Source organism: Pseudolabrys sp. Root1462, from assembly GCF_001426945.1.
Lineage (GTDB): Bacteria > Pseudomonadota > Alphaproteobacteria > Rhizobiales > Xanthobacteraceae > Pseudolabrys.
The window spans coordinates 1,858,396-1,874,727 of the sequence record NZ_LMFS01000001.1; the positions used below are offsets into that span (position 1 = coordinate 1,858,396).

Sequence of the window (16,332 nt, forward strand, 5' to 3'; positions counted from 1 at the left end):
TGCGTCTGGATTCCGGGTTCGCGGCAAAAGGCCGGGCCCCGGAATGACGAAATTCAGGCCTTATGAATCGGGTCGATCCACGCGACGTTTTCCGGCTTTTCGACCGGCTCGATGTCGAGATTGACCACGACCGCTTCATTGTCGGAGCGGACCAGAACGCATTCGAGCACCTCGTCCGGGCTGGCATTGATCTCCTGGTGCGGCACGAAGGGCGGCACGTAGATGAAATCGCCCGGACCGGCCTCGGCGACGAACTCGAGGTTCTCGCCCCAGCGCATACGCGCCTTGCCGCGCACCACGTAGATGACGCTTTCGAGCTCGCCGTGGTGATGGGCGCCAGTCTTGGCGTTGGGGTGGATGGATACGGTGCCGGCCCAGATTTTCTGCGCGCCGACGCGGGCGGCGTTGATCGCCGCCTTGCGGTCCATGCCCGGCGTTGAAGCCGTGTTCGGATCGAGCGAGTTGCCCGGGATTACGCGGACGCCGTCGTGCTTCCACTTTGGCTCGCGCGAGTGATCATGCGAGTGATCGTGGTCGTTGCCCATCGATGCTTCTCCTTTATCCGCTCGCCCCGCGAAAGCGGGGGTCCAGATTTCTTCGCCAGCGCTGGATGGCATGAGCGGAGTATATATGAACCGTCTGTCGTTATTGCCCGCGCTTGGCCGTGCTGGCGAAGCGCCGCGCTTCTTCGGCGGCGCGAAACAGGGCTTTGGCCTTGTTGACGCATTCCTGCTGTTCGGACGCCGGATTGGAATCGGCGACAATGCCGGCGCCGGCCTGGACGTACATCTTGCCGTCCTTCACCAGCGCGGTGCGCAGCACGATGCAGGTGTCCATCTCGCCGGCGGCCGAGAAATAGCCGACGCAGCCCGCGTAAAGACCGCGCTTTTCCTTTTCCAGTTCGTCGATGATCTGCATGGCGCGCACCTTCGGCGCGCCGGACACGGTGCCGGCCGGAAAACCTGCGGCGAGGGCGTCGAGCGCGTCGTATTTCGAATCGAGTTTGCCCTCGACGTTCGAGACGATGTGCATGACGTGGCTGTAGCGTTCGATGAAGAACTTGTCGGTGACTTTCACCGTACCGATCGCGGCGACGCGGCCGACATCGTTCCGCCCAAGATCGAGCAGCATCAGATGCTCGGCGCATTCCTTCGGATCGGCCAGGAGTTCCTCCTCGAGCGCCTTGTCCTCATGCGGCGTCGCACCGCGCGGTCGCGTGCCCGCGATCGGGCGAATGGTGACGACGTCATTCGACACCTTGACCAGAATTTCCGGGCTCGAGCCGGACACGGCAAAGCTGCCGAAGTCGAGGAAGTAGAGGTAGGGCGACGGATTGGTGCGGCGAAGCGCCCGGTAGAGCGAGAACGGCGGCAGCGAGAACGGCGCCTCAAAGCGCTGCGCCAGCACGATCTGGAAGGCGTCGCCGGCGGCGACGTACTCCTTGGCCCGCTTGACCATGTCGGCGTATTCCGCCGGCGTGGTGTTCGACACCGGCGGCACGTCGAGCGGTCCCTCATCGTATTCGGCCAGCGATTTGTCGAGCGGCCGGTCGAGCGCATCAACCACCGCTGAAAGACGTTCGGTGGCACGCGTCAGCGCCACCTTGGCATCGACGCCTTTCTCGGGCCGCACCGGGGTGACGACGGTGATCGAATCCTTCACCGCGTCGAACACGACGATCAGCGTCGGCCGCATCATAATCGCGTCCGGGATGCCGATCGGATCCGGCTTGTCGGCCGGCAGTTCTTCAATCAGCCGCACCGTGTCGTAGCCGAGATAGCCGAAGACGCCGGCGGCCATCGGCGGCAAGGTTTCCGGCAACTCGATACGACTTTCGGCGATCAACGCGCGCAGCGCAGACAACGGCGGCTCGGCGCAGGGCGTAAAGGCGTCCGGCCTGGCGCGCGCGCTGCGATTGATCTCGGCCTTGTCGCCATGGGCGCGCCAGATCAGATCGGGCTCGATGCCGATGATCGAGTGGCGGCCGCGCACGGCGCCGCCTTCCACCGACTCGAGCAGAAAGCTCATCGGCTTGCCGCCGCCGAGCTTCAGGAAGGCCGAAACCGGCGTCTCGAGATCGGCGACGAGGGTGGTCCACACCACCTGAGGTTCACCGCGATTGTAACGTTCCGCGAAGGTGCTCTCGGACGGTTCGATCTGCATCGCGGCTTGTCGCGCCTACTGGTTGGTCTGTCCGCCGACGACCTGATTGACCGCCTGCTGATTGATCGACACGCCGACGTCGCTCTCGATCCGGGTGATGTACTGACCGATGATGTCGTCGGCGTAGGAGTTCTGCAGATTGGCCTTGAGCTGTTCCGGGCTCGCGCCCTGCGGATCGATCGGCGGCACGCTGACGTCGGTAACGCGGAATAGGTAGCGGCGATCGCCATTGTCGCTGTCGGCGACGCCGGCTTCACCCTTGCCGGTGCTGAAGGCGGCTTCGGAAACCGCCGGCGGCAAACCGGCGGCGGCGCGGCCGCGCTGCAAGCCGAACGCGGTCTCGACCTTCAGATTGTTCTCGGTCGCGAGCTGCGCCAACGGCGTGCCCGACTTGAGCTTGCCGAGCATGTCCTCCGACGTCGCCTTGAGACGCTTGGCGATCTCATCGTTGCGCCAGCGCTCGGTCACCTGGTCCTTGACCTCGTCGAGCGTGCGATCGCGCGACGGCGTGACGCCGGTGACGTCGTAATAGAGGTAGCCGCCGTCGGGCAGTTGCAGCGCTTCGTTGTCGACGCCGACATCGGTGCCGAACACCGCGCTGATGGCATCGGGCGAACGCGGGATGGCGGTTACCGGTTTGCCGTCCGGACCGCGGCCCGAACGATCGACGCCGTCGATCTGGGTGACCTTGAGATTGAGCTTCCGAGCGGCCTCGGCGAGCGTCGAGCCGGCGGCGCGCTCGTCTTCGATCTTGTCGCGCAGATCGTTGATGTCGTTGCGGGCGCGCTGTTCGGCGATCTGCTGCTTGATCTGCGGCGCGACCTCTTCGTAGGTCTTCTGATTGCCGGCTTCGATCTTCCCGACCGTGAGCAACACGGTTCCGAAGGTGCCTTTGACCGGGGCGCTGACCTCGCCGGATTTGAGCGAGAAGGCCGCACTGGCGACCGCCGGATCGATGATCTCGCTCTTGGCCACCAGACCCAGATCGGTGTCGCCCGGCTTCAGGCCGCGCTCCTTGACGACATCGTCGAAGCTGGCGCCGCCCTTGATCTTGGCTTCGGCGGCGGCGGCATCCTCGGCGTTCGGGAACACGATCTGGCGGACTTCGCGCTTCTCCGGCGTGCCGAAACTGTCCTTGCGCTGATCGTAATAAAGCTTCGCGTCGGCCTCGGGCACCGCATCGGGCTTGGCGAGTTCGGCCGGCGTCAGGGCGAGCAGGGTGACCTTGCGATATTCCGGCGCGCGGAACGTGACCTTGCGGGCCTCGAAATACTTGGCGAGGTCGTCGGCGGTCGGCTGCGGAATGTCGCCGGCCTGCGCGGCGCCGAGTTGGATGTATTCGATCGAGCGGCGTTCGTTCTGGAAGTGGTTGACCGCATCGAGCATCGTCTGAGGTACGGCGAGGTCGCCGCTCACGCTCTGCGCGATCTGGCGGCGCAGCAGCACGTTGCGCTGTTCGGCGACGTAACGCTGCTCGCTGAAGCCGGCGTTGCGGATGATCTGCTCGAAGCGGCCGCGGTCGAACTGGCCGTTGAGGCCCTTGAAGTTCGGATCGGCCATGATGCGTTCGGCGATCGCCTTGTCGGAGAGGCCGAGCCGCATCTTGCGGGCTTCCTCATCGAGCGTGGTTTCCGCGACCAGTTGGCCGAGGAAGCGCTGGTCGAGGCCGAGTCCCCGCGCCTGGTCCGGCGTGATCGGCCGGCGCAGCTGCTGGCCGAGCTGCTGCAGCTTGTCGGTGTAGTACTGGCGGAATTGCTCGATCGTGATTTCGCTGCCGCCGACCTTGGCGACCGAATTGGCGCCGAACCCGCGGAAAATGTCGCCGATGCCCCAGATCGCGAAGGACAGGATCAGGAAGCCCATGACCGTGCCCATGATGGCCTTGCCGACCCAGGTGGACGACGCTTTGTGAATTCCGCGGAGCATGGATGTTCCGTTTGTTGGTTCCGTTGGGCCTGGGATCGGCGGCCGCGCCCTTATAGGGAGGCACCCAACTCGTTGCAACGCCGAGAAGATCGGCCGTCACGGCGGCTAAATTGCCGTACACTATGGCGCAGCAGGCCCGCCTTTGCTAACCGCAGACGAAAGTCAGGCGGAAACAGGGTGATAAGCAATGGCGTCGGGGCAGATCAAACCGCTGGTCGCGGGCAACTGGAAGATGAACGGCTTGGCGGCCTCGTTGGCCGAACTTGAAGGCATCAGGCAGGGCGCCGCTGAACTGGCCGGCACCGCCGAGCTGATGATCTGCCCGCCGGCGACCTTAATCGCGCGATTTGCCGCAGCCGCCAAAGGTTCGCCGCTCGCCATCGGCGGCCAGGACTGCCATGCCAAGGCCTCCGGCGCGCATACCGGCGACATTGCCGCCGAAATGCTGGCGGACGCCGGCGCCACCGCGGTCATCGTCGGCCATTCGGAGCGGCGCACCGACCACAAGGAAAGCAATGCCGACGTCAAAGCCAAGGCGGAAGCCGCCTGGCGGGCCGGCCTGGTCGCCATCGTCTGCGTCGGCGAACAACGCGCCGAGCGCGAAGCCGGCAAGACCCTCGATATCGTCGGCGGCCAGCTCGCCGGTTCGCTGCCCGACGGCGCGACCGCGGCCAATCTGGTGGTCGCCTATGAGCCGGTCTGGGCCATCGGCACCGGTCTGACCCCAACTGCCGCCGACGTCGCCGAGGTCCATGCTTTCATCCGCAAGACCCTGACCGCGCGCTTCGGCGCAGCGGGTGCGGGGGTGCGCATTCTCTATGGTGGCTCCGTCAAACCCTCGAATGCCAAGGAGCTTCTGGGAATTGCCGACGTCAACGGCGCATTGGTCGGCGGGGCGAGCCTCAAGGCCGCGGATTTTCTCGGGATCGCCGCGGCTTACCGCTAGGGGACGCTAACGGCCTTCGAACAGGGCCCGCTCCCGCCGCATGAGATCGACCAGATAGTCGGACACCGTGCGGACCGGAGATGCGTTGCGGGCGTCGTTGCGCGTGAGCAGCCACAGCTCGCGATCGGGCGGCTTCTGCGGCAACGCGAGACGTACGAGTGTCGGTTCGGTTGCCGCAAGGAAGTGCGGCAGCACGGCAATGCCCAGGCCGGCGCAGGCGGCGGCAATCTGCCCCGTTTGATAATTGCTGCGAAAGCCGATCCGAACTCCGCGAAAACGCTCGGCCAGCCAGCGCGCTTCGGGAAACTGTGCGCCGGCTTCGTCGAAACCGATGAGTGTCGGCGTCGCACCGTCGTTCAGCCGATCGCGCCATTCCGCCGTGCCGTAATACCCGTATCCGACCTTGGCGACGCGCCGCCCTAGAATGCCGCCACGCTCCGGCCGGCCGAGGCGCAGCGCGATGTCGGACTGGTGGCGGGGCAGACTGACGCGGGAGCGCTCTGTTGTGACCTCGAAATCGAGCGCGGGATGCATCTCCTGCAACGGCTTGAGCCTGGCGATCACATACGAGGCGACGCTCGGCGTTGCTGTCATGCGCACCAGGCCGGCGAGGGCCGGCGCTGCCTGCAACATCTTAAGCGCGGCTGCCGACTGCTCCATGGCGGTGGCCGCTTCGAGGGCCTGCCGTCCAGCCGCCGTCAGTTTGTAGCCGGTCGGACGGCGCTCCAGCAGCTTGGCGCCGAGCGTCTGTTCGAGATTGGCGAACCGCCGCGCCACCGTCGCGTGATTGACCGCAAGTGCGCGAGCCGTCGCCGAAAGGCTGCCGTGCCGGGCCAGCGCGGCAAAAACACGGACGTCGCTCCAGTCCAGCCCTGTGTAAAAACGATCAGCCATTGATCGAAGTTAGCGAATTCCTGCGCAGCCGGCGAGCCCTTATCGCTTTCACCGGCCGGCGAAACGCCCGGCACAACATAGGTGAAATGATGACAACCATCAGTGCACTCGATCCGCATCCCCGACGCCGCGTGCGCGTCGCCGGAACGGAAATCAGCTTCGTTGAGGTGGGTAGCGGCGACCCGATCGTCTTTCTGCACGGCAATCCCACGTCGTCCTATCTCTGGCGAAATATTCTGCCGCGTGTCAGCGACCTCGGCCGTTGCCTCGCACCGGATCTCGTTGGCATGGGGCAGTCGGGGCCTTCGCCGACCGGGTCCTATCGCTTCGCCGACCATGCGGCCTGTCTCGATGCGTGGTTTGAAGCGCTTGGCCTTACGGACAGCGTCACGCTCGTCCTGCACGACTGGGGCTCGGCCCTCGGCTTCAACCGCGCCGCGCGGTTTCCCGAACAGATCCGCGCGATCGCCTACATGGAAGCCATCGTGCAGCCGCGCCGCTGGAGCGACTTTCCCGACGGGCGCGATCAGATTTTTCGCGCGCTGCGATCGGACAAAGGCGAACGGATGGTGTTCGACGACAATTTCTTCGTGGAGACGGTGTTGCCGAAGAGCGTCTTGCGTCAGCTCAGCGAAGACGAAATGACGGCTTACCGTCAACCGTTTCTGCTGCGCGAAACACGCCGGCCCACCCTGGAATGGCCTCGCCAGCTTCCGATCGACGGCGAGCCGGCCGACGTCGTGGCGATCGTCGAGCACTACGGTGCCTGGCTGGCGGCATCGCCGGTCGCCAAGCTCTTCATCAACGCGGAACCAGGGGTGCTGATTACGGGCCGGGCGAGAGAATTCTGCCGGACCTGGCCCAATCAGCGCGAGGTGACGGTCAAGGGTAGCCATTACCTCCAGGAGGATTCCCCCGCGGAAATTGGCGCGGCGCTCCGTGCCTTTCTGCTGGATAACCGGGCCGCAGCCTGAGCGGCGGCGAGGATCGGCCGGCCGGGACCAGGTTCCGGCCGGTCAGCCGGGCCCGACCTGGAAATAGGGGATTCTCAAGCTGCCGCCGCGATTTACTGCGGGCAGGGTGGAAATCGCCGGCGCGATCGTGTAGAGACCGCCGCGAATTCCTATATAGCGGGCTGGACGCGCCGGAATTGGCAGCGACCTGCCGGGCTTTAAGCAGATTTTGCAAACGGACGCCTCGAGATGCAGCACGTCGTAATTGTCATTCACCTGATGCTGGTGCTCGCCCTGATCGGGGTGGTGCTGCTTCAGCGCTCCGAAGGCGGCGGGCTCGGCATTGGCGGCGGCGGCGCCGGCAGCTTCATGTCGAACCGCGGCGCCGGCAACGTGCTGACGCGGGCGACTGCGATCCTGGCGGGCCTGTTCTTTGCGACCAGCCTGATCCTTTCGATTCTCGCCGGCATGAACCGGGCCCCGACCTCGATCCTGCAAGGCAATAATCCGGCGGCGCCGGCCAGCGCACCGGGTTCGACCCCGCCGCTTGGCACCGGCGGTGGCGGACTTCTGAATCAGCTCGGGGGCGGCCAACCGGCCGCGCCGGCAGCACCCGCGGCGCCGGCTGCGCCCTCCGGGCCCCAAGTCCCGCAGTCGAAATAGCAACTGACGAAGGGCCGGACGTTCCGGCCCTTCTGACTTTTGGAACATGTCGAAGGAGATCAGGCGAGGGCGCTCGCGCGTCCGGCGGCCGGATCGGATATGGCGTTAACAAACCAATGCAAGCACTGACGACCACGGCACTTTTTCCCGCTACGCACAGGCGCGGGGCAGCTTTTCGATTTTCGCTCTCCCCGAATCGATTCGCGACGGCTAGAGGTTAGGCCCCATGGCGCGGTACATTTTCATCACCGGCGGCGTGGTCTCTTCACTCGGCAAGGGTCTCGCTTCCGCAGCTCTCGGTGCGGTCCTGCAGGCGCGTGGCTACAAGGTCCGCCTTCGCAAGCTAGATCCCTATCTCAACGTCGATCCGGGCACGATGTCGCCCTATCAGCACGGCGAAGTCTTCGTCACCGACGACGGCGCCGAGACCGATCTCGACCTCGGCCATTACGAGCGCTTCACCGGCAATCCGGCAACCAAGCGCGACAACATCACCACCGGCCGCATCTATCAGGACATCCTCACCAAGGAACGGCGTGGCGATTATCTCGGCGCCACCATCCAGGTCATTCCGCACGTCACCAACGCCATCAAGGACTTCGTCCGCGACGGCAATGACGGCTACGACTTCGTGCTGGTCGAGGTCGGCGGCACCGTCGGCGACATCGAAGGCCTGCCGTTCTTCGAAGCGATCCGCCAGTTCGGCAATGACATGCCGCGCGGACACGTGATCTACATTCACCTCACCCTGCTGCCCTACATCCCCAGCGCCGGCGAACTCAAGACCAAGCCGACGCAGCACTCGGTGAAGGAACTGCGGTCCATCGGCATCCAGCCGGACATCCTGCTGTGCCGCACCGACCGGCCGATTCCGCAGGGCGAGCGCCGCAAGCTGGCGCTGTTCTGCAACGTGCGCGAAAGCGCCGTCATCGAGGCGCGCGACGTCGACAACATCTACGCCGTGCCGGAAGCCTATTCGGCCGAAGGCCTCGATCGCGAGGTGCTCGCCGCCTTCGGCATCGAGGACAAAGCGGCGCCGCACCTGGCGCGCTGGCACGAGATCAACGAGCGCGTGCGCAATCCGGAAGGCGAGGTCACAATCGCCATCGTCGGCAAGTACACCGGCATGAAGGATGCGTATAAATCGCTCAACGAGGCGCTCAGCCATGGCGGCATCGCCAACAAGGTGAGGGTCAATCTGGAGTGGATCGAGTCCGACGTGTTCGAGCACGAGGATCCGGCGCCGTTCCTCGAGCAGGTCAACGGCATCCTGGTGCCGGGCGGCTTCGGCCAGCGCGGCGCCGAGGGCAAGATCAAGGCGGCGCAGTTCGCGCGCGAGCGCAGCGTGCCGTATTTCGGCATCTGCTTCGGCATGCAGATGGCCTGCATCGAAGCGGCGCGCAATCTGTGCGGCATCACCGATGCCAACTCGACCGAATTCGGTCCGACCTCCGAACCCGTGGTCGGCCTGATGACCGAATGGCTGAAGGGCAATGCGCTCGAGAAGCGGGCTGCGAATGGCGACCTCGGCGGCACCATGCGCCTCGGTGCTTATGAGGCGATGCTGAAGCGTGGCAGCCGCGTCGCCGAGATTTACGGATCAACCGAGATCTTCGAACGCCACCGGCACCGCTACGAAGTGAACACCGCGTACAAGGATCGCCTCGAGCAGCACGGCCTACGCTTCTCCGGCATGTCGCCCGACGGCATTCTGCCGGAAATCGTCGAGTACGAGGATCACCCCTGGTTCATCGGCGTGCAATTCCACCCCGAGCTGAAGTCACGACCGTTCGAGCCGCATCCGCTGTTCTCGTCCTTCATCGGCGCGGCGGTGGATCAGAGCCGGTTGGTTTAGCCCGCCGCTGAAAAAATAAATGGCCGCGGAGCGCGGCTCCGCGGCCATCTTCTTATCCGTCGTCAGGCTTCTTTGGCCTCGAGCAGGCCGCTGGCGAACAGCCAGCCGGCGAGGCCGGCACCGATCAGCGGTGCCGCGATGAACAGCCACACTTGGCCGAGCGCTGCAGGATTCCCGGCCGCGCCGACGATTGCCGGACCAAGCGAGCGCGCCGGATTGACCGACACACCGGTGACATTGATGCCGACGATGTGGATCGCGGTCAGCGTCAAGCCGATGGCGAGACCGGCCAGTCCGTGGATGTGGGTCGGATTGTTCTTCTGCGTGACGCCGAGAATGCAGACCAGGAACAGGAACGTCGCGACCGCCTCGAAGACGAAGGCCGACGTCATGTTGTATTCGCCAAGATAGCCTGCGCCCCAGCCATTCTGGCCGAGCCCGCCGTTCCAACCGGACGCCTTGCCCGAGAGGATGAAATACAGGACCGCCGCGCCGACGATGGCGCCCAGCACCTGAGCGATCGCATAAGTAATCAATTCACCGAACGACATGCGGCCGGCAACGAAGACGCCGAAACTGACGGCCGGGTTGACGTGACAGCCCGAGATCGGGCCGATGCCGTAGGCCATTGCAACAATCGCCAAGCCGAACGCGAAAGCGATGCCCAGCACGTCGATCGCGGTGGCACCTTTGCCCATGCCGGCGATAACGGCAGCGCCGCACCCGAAGAAGACCAAAGTGAATGTGCCGATGAACTCCGCGAGTGGTTTTTGCATTGCAGTGCCTTCCATGTGATTCCAATGCGGCACATTGGCGTCAAAGGCGTGTCATGTCATGAGCTGCGGTGTGCTCTTCAACAGTCTGCTCTGATATTAAGGAGCGGATCTGCCGCACCTGCGAACTGTTCTAAATAATCGAGCCTACCGTGAAACGGTCCGTGCGTGACCTTGGCGGCTTTGACGCGATGCTCGATGACGGTGGCCTTGTTCGCGCGGTGGCCACGCGGTATCTCTGGCGCCGCGTTCCCGATTGCAATCAACCGCCGCCGGAGATTGATCATGATTTACGAGCTTCGCGTCTATCGCTGCATTCCCGGCAGGTTGCCGGCGCTGCTCAAGCGCTTCGAGAATGCGACGCTGAAGCTCTGGGACAAGCACGGCATCAAGCAGGCCGGCTTCTGGACCACGGTGATCGGCGAATCCAACATGGATCTGACCTACATGCTGAAGTGGGAATCGCTCGCCGAGCGCGAGCGTCTGTGGGCGGCCTTCATGAGCGATCCGGACTGGCAGTCGGCGCGAGCTGAGTCGGAGAAGGACGGCCAGATCGTCGCCAATATCACCAGCAGCTTCCTGCAGCCGACCGCGTTCTCGGCGGCGAAATAGCGGCGCGATGCCTCGAGGTCTCGATCATATCGTCCATGCGGTGCGCGACCTCGTCGTCGCCGCCGCGCTTTATCGCGATCTCGGTTTCACCGTCGGCGCGCGCAACAAACATCCGTGGGGCACGCATAACCACGTTGTGCAGTTTCCTGGTTTCTTCATCGAAATCCTGATGCTCGCCGAGCCGGATAAGCTCGACAATGGCGGCTTCTCGCAGGAGTTCGGCATCTACAACCGCGACTTCGCGGCGCGGCATGAAGGACTGTCGATGCTGGTGATGGAGTCGCACGACTCCGACGCCGACGTCGCGGCCTTCAAGGCCGCCGGCATCGCCGCATCCGAGAAGATGCGGTTCGAGCGCGAGGGTAAACGGCCCGATGGCACGCCGGTTCACGTGGCCTTCTCGCTTGCATTTGCGCGGGACAAAGGGGCGTCAGAGGCGCGTTTCTTCACGTGCCAGCAGCACTATCCGCAGAACTTCTGGAATCCGGCATTCCAGCAGCACGCCAACGGCGCCACCGGCATCGGCGATATCGTCATGGTGGCGAACGAACCGGCGCGGCACCGCGACTTTCTGCAGGCCTACACCGGCGCGGCGGCGGTCTCCGCCGAGCGCGGCGGCTTGCGGGTCGAGTTGCCGCGCGGCGCGATAGACGTCCTGACCCCCGATGCCTACACGGCGCGATACGACCTTTCGCCGCCGGATACATCGAACGGGCCGCGCCTTGCCGCCATGCGCTTTGCCGGGTCCTGGTCCGAGCGCCGCCGGCTGGTCGGCGCGCTCGGCGCAGGCCTTATATTCGGCCGGGATTGACCCTGACCGGACGCGGTCGCATGGTCCGCGCCAACCGGGAGCACGAGATTGGATCAGAGCCTCAAGCCTAATGCGGTCGTCGAGATTGGCTTCGGCAATGTGCGGTTCGGCAATGACTTGCCGCTGACGCTCATCGCCGGCCCTTGTCAGCTCGAGAGCCGGGCGCACGCGCTGGAGATGGCTTCGGCCTTGAAGGAGATCGCTGCGAGGACGGGCGTCGGCCTCGTCTTCAAGACCTCGTTCGACAAGGCCAACCGCACCTCGGCCTCGGCCGCGCGTGGCGTCGGGCTCGAGGCGGCGCTGCCGGTTTTCGCCGAGATCCGCGAGACCCTGAAGCTGCCCGTACTCACCGACGTGCATGACGCCGACCAATGCGCCATCGCCGCGGAGGCGGTCGACGTGCTGCAGATCCCGGCGTTCCTCAGCCGACAGACCGATCTGTTGATCGCGGCCGCCAGAACTGGCCGCGCCGTCAACGTCAAGAAAGGCCAGTTCCTGGCGCCCTGGGACATGAAGAACGTCGTCGCCAAGATTGTCGGGGCCGGCAATCGCAACGTCATGCTCACCGAGCGCGGCGCGTCCTTCGGCTACAACACGCTGGTCTCGGACATGCGCGCGCTGCCGATCATGGCGCGCACCGGCGCGCCGGTGATCTTCGATGCCACGCATTCGGTACAGCAACCGGGCGGGCAGGGTACTTCATCGGGCGGCGAGCGCGAATTCGTGCCGGTGCTGGCGCGTGCCGCCGTCGCCGTCGGCGTCGCCGGCGTCTTCATCGAGACGCATCAGGATCCCGATCACGCGCCGTCCGACGGACCCAACATGGTGCCGCTCAAGGACATGGAGGCGCTCGTCAAGCGCCTCGTGGCGTTCGATCGCCTCGCCAAGGCGTGACACGGGCTTTGTGCTGTCGCAGAACCGTCATTGAACTGTGATGATTGCGAGAGGTCCGCGGGGAGCCATCTCATGTCCGTCATTGCCAGTGTCGAGCAACTCGAAGCCCTGTACGGCACGCCCGGCGAGGCTTCGACCGTCAAGGAAATCGACTGGATCTCGCTGGAGTATCGCCGGCTGATCGAGGCCTCGCCCTTCGCGGTGCTCGCGACCGTCGGGCCGGAGGGCCTCGATTGCTCGCCGCGCGGCGACCGGCCCGGTTTCGTCCGCATCGCCGATGAGCGGACGCTGCTGCTACCGGACCGGCGCGGCAACAATCGCGTCGACTCGCTGCGCAACATCGTGCGGGACCCGCGTTGCGCGCTGCTGTTCATGATTCCCGGCGCCGGCACCACTTTGCGCGTCAACGGCCGCGCGCAGCTCAGCATCGATTCGCAGTTGCTGGCGTCCTTTGCCGTCGGTGAGAAGGCGCCGCGCTCGGTCATGGTGTTCACGGTCGAGACGATCTTCTTCCAGTGCGCCCGCGCGATCGTACGGTCCGATCTGTGGAACCCGGCGACTCATGTCGCCGTGGAAACCCTGCCGACGCCCGGGCAAATCCTCTCCGCGCTCAGCGAGGCCAAGGTGGGCGGCGAGCGCTACGACCAGGAATGGCCGGAGCGGGCGCGGCTGAGCCTGTGGTAATTACAGATTGACGCGCGACAGCGGCGGCGAATAAGGGCAATGCAGCCCGGCCGCTCGTTTTTCCCACGCCACATCGCTAGTGTGCCCGCGGTCGAAAGGACCAGACCGCATTCATGAACCGCGTCATCACGATCATCGCTTTCGTTTCGTTTGCCGGCGCGATGTTCACCCGCTCGGTCGACCCGATCATTCCGCAGATCGCCGACGGCCTCGGCACCGACGCGGCCACCGCCGCGCTGCTGTCCACGGCTTACGCGCTGCCTTACGCGATCGTTCAGCCTGCGCTTGGCCTGCTCGCCGACATGTTCAATAAGGCGCGGCTGATGCTGATCTGTCTGGCCATCGTCGCGGCCGCGACCCTTGCCGGCGCGCTGGTGACGAGCTTTCCGCTGATGATGGCGAGCCGCGCCATCACCGGCATGGGTTCGGGCGGTCTCGTCCCGATCGCCTTCGCCATTCTCGGCGATCTCGTCCCGGTCAATAAGCGGCAGGTGGCGATGGGCCGCCTTCTGTTTGCGATCATGAGCGGCAATCTGTTGGGCGCGACGGCGGCCGGTTTTATCGGCGATCTGTTGGGCTGGCGCGCCGTGTTCACGGTGATGGCGGTGCTCGGCTTCGTCATTCTTGCCGCGGCCTTCTACGGCCTTCGCGGCGTCGGCCAGCGCGGCGGCGGCTTCGATGTGGCTGTGATCCGATCCGGCTACAGCGCCATCTTCACCAACCCTTTGGCCAAGTTCTGCTTCACCGCGGTCGCCGTCGAGGGTGCGTTGATGTATGGCGTATTCCCGCATCTGGCCGCGCTGTTTCACGATATGGGCGAGACGCGCGCTTCAATCCCGGGCCTGGTCATCGGCGGCTTTGCTCTCGGCGGCGTGCTTTACAGCATTCGCGTGAGCCTGCTGCTGCGCCTGTTCGGAGAAAACTGGATGATGCGGATCGGCGGTCTGCTGATGGGGCTTACCGTCGGCTTCATCGCACTGCGGGCGCCTTGGCAGGCCGACGTCGTCGATTTCGCCATTCTCGGGCTTGGCTTCTACATGCTGCATGGCGTGATCCAGATCTACGCCAGCGAGCTTGCGCCGGCCGCGCGCGGCTCGGCGATGGCGCTGCACTCGTTTTTCTATTTTCTCGGACAGGCCGCGGGGCCGGCGATCTACACCTTCGGCTTCGGCGTCGCCGGCGTCACACCGATGCTGATCGGCGCCGGCGTGCTTCTGATCTTGAACGGCGTCGTCACCGCGCACTATCTGCGGCGGCCGGCGTCTGCGACTTAGCCCCGACCTCGATAAGGCGCGACGCCCTGATCAGGGATCCAGACGCCGGTAGGCAGCTTGCCCGTCTGCCAGAACACGTCGATCGGCATGCCGCCGCGCGGATAGAAATAGCCGCCGATGCGCAACCAGCGCGGGGCGAGCAGGGTCTTCAGCCGCTTGCCGATGCCGACGGTGCAGTCCTCATGGAACGAGCCGACATTGCGGAAGCTGTTGAGGTACAGCTTGAGCGATTTGGATTCCACCAGCCATTTGTTCGGCACGTAGTCGATGACCAGAATCGCGAAGTCGGGCTGGCCGGTGACCGGACAGATCGAGGTGAATTCCGGCATCGTGAAGCGGGCGACGTAGTTCGCGTCCGCATGCGGATTGGGGACGCGGTCAAGCCGCGCCGCCTCCGGCGAGGCGGGCTGCGCGACGGAGTGTCCGAGCTGAAGCGACGCGGAGGATGTTCTTCTTTTGGCCATGGGCTGTCATTGCCGGGCCACGATTGGCTGGTCAAGGGGAGCGGCGAACCGAAGCAAGGCCTCTTTGCCGCCGGGCGGCCATCCTGTAGAAGCGCCGCAAATCACCCATCCAGCCGACCGGAAACCTTCCATGACCGCCATTATCGACATCGTTGGCCGCCAGATTCTCGACAGCCGCGGTAATCCGACCGTGGAAGTGGACGTGCTGCTGGAAGATGGCTCGCTGGGTCGCGCGGCCGTGCCGTCAGGAGCCTCCACCGGGGCGCATGAGGCGGTCGAGCTGCGCGACGGCGACAAGAGCCGCTACCTGGGCAAGGGCGTCCTCAAGGCGGTTGAAGCCGTCAATGGCGAGATCTACGATGCCCTCGGCGGCATGGATGCCGAGAGCCAGGCCCAGATCGACGAAACGCTGATCGCGCTCGACGGCACCGCGAACAAAAGCCGTCTCGGCGCCAACGCCTTGCTCGGCGTGTCGCTGGCCACCGCCAAGGCGGCGGCGATTGCCTCCAACTTACCGCTGTACCGCTATGTCGGCGGCACCTCGGCGCGGCTGCTGCCGGTGCCGATGATGAACATCGTCAACGGCGGCGCCCATGCCGACAACCCGATCGACTTCCAGGAATTCATGATCATGCCGGTCGGTGCGGCGAACTTTGCCGATGGCCTGCGCATGGGCGTCGAGGTGTTCCAGACCCTCAAGAAGGCGCTGCACGACGAAGGTCACAACACCAATGTCGGTGACGAAGGCGGCTTCGCGCCGAACTTGAAGTCGGCCGAGCAAGCGCTTGATTATGTGATGAAAGCCATCGAAAAGGCCGGCTACAAGCCGGGCCAGGACATCGCGCTGGCGCTCGATTGCGCCTCGACCGAATTCTTCAAGAACGGCGCCTATGTCTACGAAGGCGAGGGCAAGACCCGCTCGATCGCCGAACAGGCCAAGTATCTCGCCCAGCTCGCCGCCAACTACCCGATCATCTCGATCGAAGACGGCATGTCGGAAGACGACTTCGACGGCTGGAAGCAGGTCACCGATCTCATCGGCAACAAGGTTCAACTCGTCGGTGACGACCTGTTCGTCACCAACGTCAAGCGACTCGCCGATGGCATCAAACAGGGCCTCGGCAACTCGATCCTGGTCAAGGTCAACCAGATCGGCACGCTCACCGAGACCTTGGCCGCGGTCGAGATGGCGCATAAGGCGGGGTACACGGCGGTTATGTCGCACCGCTCCGGCGAGACCGAGGACTCGACCATTGCCGACCTCGCGGTCGCTACGAACTGCGGTCAGATCAAGACCGGCTCGCTCGCGCGGTCGGATCGCACCGCCAAGTACAACCAGTTGCTGCGCATCGAAGAGCAGCTTGGCGCGCAGGCGCAGTATGCCGGCCGCGCCGTCGTGAAGGCTCCGCGCTAGTCCTGG

Annotated in this window: 16 protein-coding genes; 10 read left to right on the top strand and 6 right to left on the bottom strand. The window is 64.9% G+C overall.

Translation table 11 applies throughout. From position 1 onward, the window contains the following. Positions 1–53: 53 nt before the first annotated feature. The 3 genes from ASD45_RS09175 to ASD45_RS09185 all read right to left on the bottom strand — a co-directional run bounded on the left by ASD45_RS09175 (position 54) and on the right by ASD45_RS09185 (position 4,089). Positions 54–545, bottom strand: a complete 492-nt coding sequence (locus ASD45_RS09175) for a cupin domain-containing protein (RefSeq protein ID WP_056911211.1) — start codon at positions 543–545, stop codon at positions 54–56. A 100-nt stretch (positions 546–645) separates the two neighbouring features. Next, a complete protein-coding gene (trpE, locus tag ASD45_RS09180) occupies positions 646–2,163 on the bottom strand; it encodes an anthranilate synthase component I (protein WP_056911212.1) in 1,518 nt (505 codons plus the stop codon). 15 nt (positions 2,164–2,178) lie between these two features. Next, a complete protein-coding gene (locus ASD45_RS09185) occupies positions 2,179–4,089 on the bottom strand; it encodes a SurA N-terminal domain-containing protein (protein ID WP_056911213.1) in 1,911 nt (636 codons plus the stop codon). 187 nt (positions 4,090–4,276) lie between these two features. Between ASD45_RS09185 and tpiA the strand changes: the two genes are divergently transcribed. Further along, entirely contained in the window at positions 4,277–5,035 is a 759-nt protein-coding gene (gene tpiA / locus ASD45_RS09190) for a triose-phosphate isomerase (protein WP_056911214.1), read from the top strand. A gap of 6 nt (positions 5,036–5,041) precedes the next feature. Here the strand turns inward: tpiA and ASD45_RS09195 are convergent, their stop codons facing one another. Continuing rightward, on the bottom strand, positions 5,042–5,929 hold the full coding sequence (locus ASD45_RS09195) for a LysR family transcriptional regulator (protein ID WP_056911215.1): 888 nt from the start codon (positions 5,927–5,929) through the stop codon (positions 5,042–5,044). 86 nt (positions 5,930–6,015) lie between these two features. Between ASD45_RS09195 and ASD45_RS09200 the strand changes: the two genes are divergently transcribed. The 3 genes from ASD45_RS09200 to ASD45_RS09210 all read left to right on the top strand — a co-directional run bounded on the left by ASD45_RS09200 (position 6,016) and on the right by ASD45_RS09210 (position 9,400). After that, the gene (locus tag ASD45_RS09200) at positions 6,016–6,903 is read left to right on the top strand and encodes a haloalkane dehalogenase (protein WP_056911216.1); all 888 of its coding nucleotides are present in this window, start codon (positions 6,016–6,018) and stop codon (positions 6,901–6,903) included. Positions 6,904–7,131: 228 nt separating this feature from the next. Beyond that, the gene (gene secG, locus ASD45_RS09205; protein ID WP_056911217.1) at positions 7,132–7,545 is read left to right on the top strand and encodes a preprotein translocase subunit SecG; all 414 of its coding nucleotides are present in this window, start codon (positions 7,132–7,134) and stop codon (positions 7,543–7,545) included. 226 nt (positions 7,546–7,771) lie between these two features. Continuing rightward, positions 7,772–9,400: a CTP synthase gene (locus ASD45_RS09210; protein ID WP_056911218.1), complete on the top strand. Its 1,629-nt coding sequence runs from the start codon at positions 7,772–7,774 to the stop codon at positions 9,398–9,400. 62 nt (positions 9,401–9,462) lie between these two features. On the opposite strand, the gene ASD45_RS09215 is transcribed toward ASD45_RS09210, so the two are convergent. After that, positions 9,463–10,176 (bottom strand): MIP family channel protein, encoded by a 714-nt coding sequence (locus ASD45_RS09215; RefSeq protein WP_056912675.1) that lies wholly within the window; start codon positions 10,174–10,176, stop codon positions 9,463–9,465. A gap of 282 nt (positions 10,177–10,458) precedes the next feature. Here ASD45_RS09215 and ASD45_RS09225 point away from each other — a divergent pair, with 282 nt between their 5' ends. The 5 genes from ASD45_RS09225 to ASD45_RS09245 all read left to right on the top strand — a co-directional run bounded on the left by ASD45_RS09225 (position 10,459) and on the right by ASD45_RS09245 (position 14,448). Then, on the top strand, positions 10,459–10,785 hold the full coding sequence (locus ASD45_RS09225; protein WP_056911220.1) for an NIPSNAP family protein: 327 nt from the start codon (positions 10,459–10,461) through the stop codon (positions 10,783–10,785). A 7-nt stretch (positions 10,786–10,792) separates the two neighbouring features. Continuing rightward, on the top strand, positions 10,793–11,596 hold the full coding sequence (locus tag ASD45_RS09230) for a VOC family protein (protein WP_056911221.1): 804 nt from the start codon (positions 10,793–10,795) through the stop codon (positions 11,594–11,596). A gap of 48 nt (positions 11,597–11,644) precedes the next feature. Beyond that, positions 11,645–12,490, top strand: a complete 846-nt coding sequence (gene kdsA / locus ASD45_RS09235) for a 3-deoxy-8-phosphooctulonate synthase (RefSeq protein ID WP_082540737.1) — start codon at positions 11,645–11,647, stop codon at positions 12,488–12,490. Between the two features lie 72 nt (positions 12,491–12,562). Next, the gene (locus ASD45_RS09240) at positions 12,563–13,174 is read left to right on the top strand and encodes a pyridoxamine 5'-phosphate oxidase family protein (protein WP_056911222.1); all 612 of its coding nucleotides are present in this window, start codon (positions 12,563–12,565) and stop codon (positions 13,172–13,174) included. A gap of 113 nt (positions 13,175–13,287) precedes the next feature. Then, positions 13,288–14,448, top strand: a complete 1,161-nt coding sequence (locus ASD45_RS09245) for an MFS transporter (protein WP_056911223.1) — start codon at positions 13,288–13,290, stop codon at positions 14,446–14,448. Here the strand turns inward: ASD45_RS09245 and queF are convergent. After that, the gene (queF, locus tag ASD45_RS09250) at positions 14,445–14,912 is read right to left on the bottom strand and encodes a preQ(1) synthase (RefSeq protein ID WP_056911224.1); all 468 of its coding nucleotides are present in this window, start codon (positions 14,910–14,912) and stop codon (positions 14,445–14,447) included. The two genes, ASD45_RS09245 and queF, sit on opposite strands and share 4 nt — an antisense overlap. A 130-nt stretch (positions 14,913–15,042) precedes the next feature. On the opposite strand from queF, the gene eno reads away from it, so the two are divergent. Then, a complete protein-coding gene (gene eno / locus ASD45_RS09255; protein WP_056911225.1) occupies positions 15,043–16,326 on the top strand; it encodes a phosphopyruvate hydratase in 1,284 nt (427 codons plus the stop codon). The last annotated feature ends 6 nt before the right edge of the window (positions 16,327–16,332 follow it).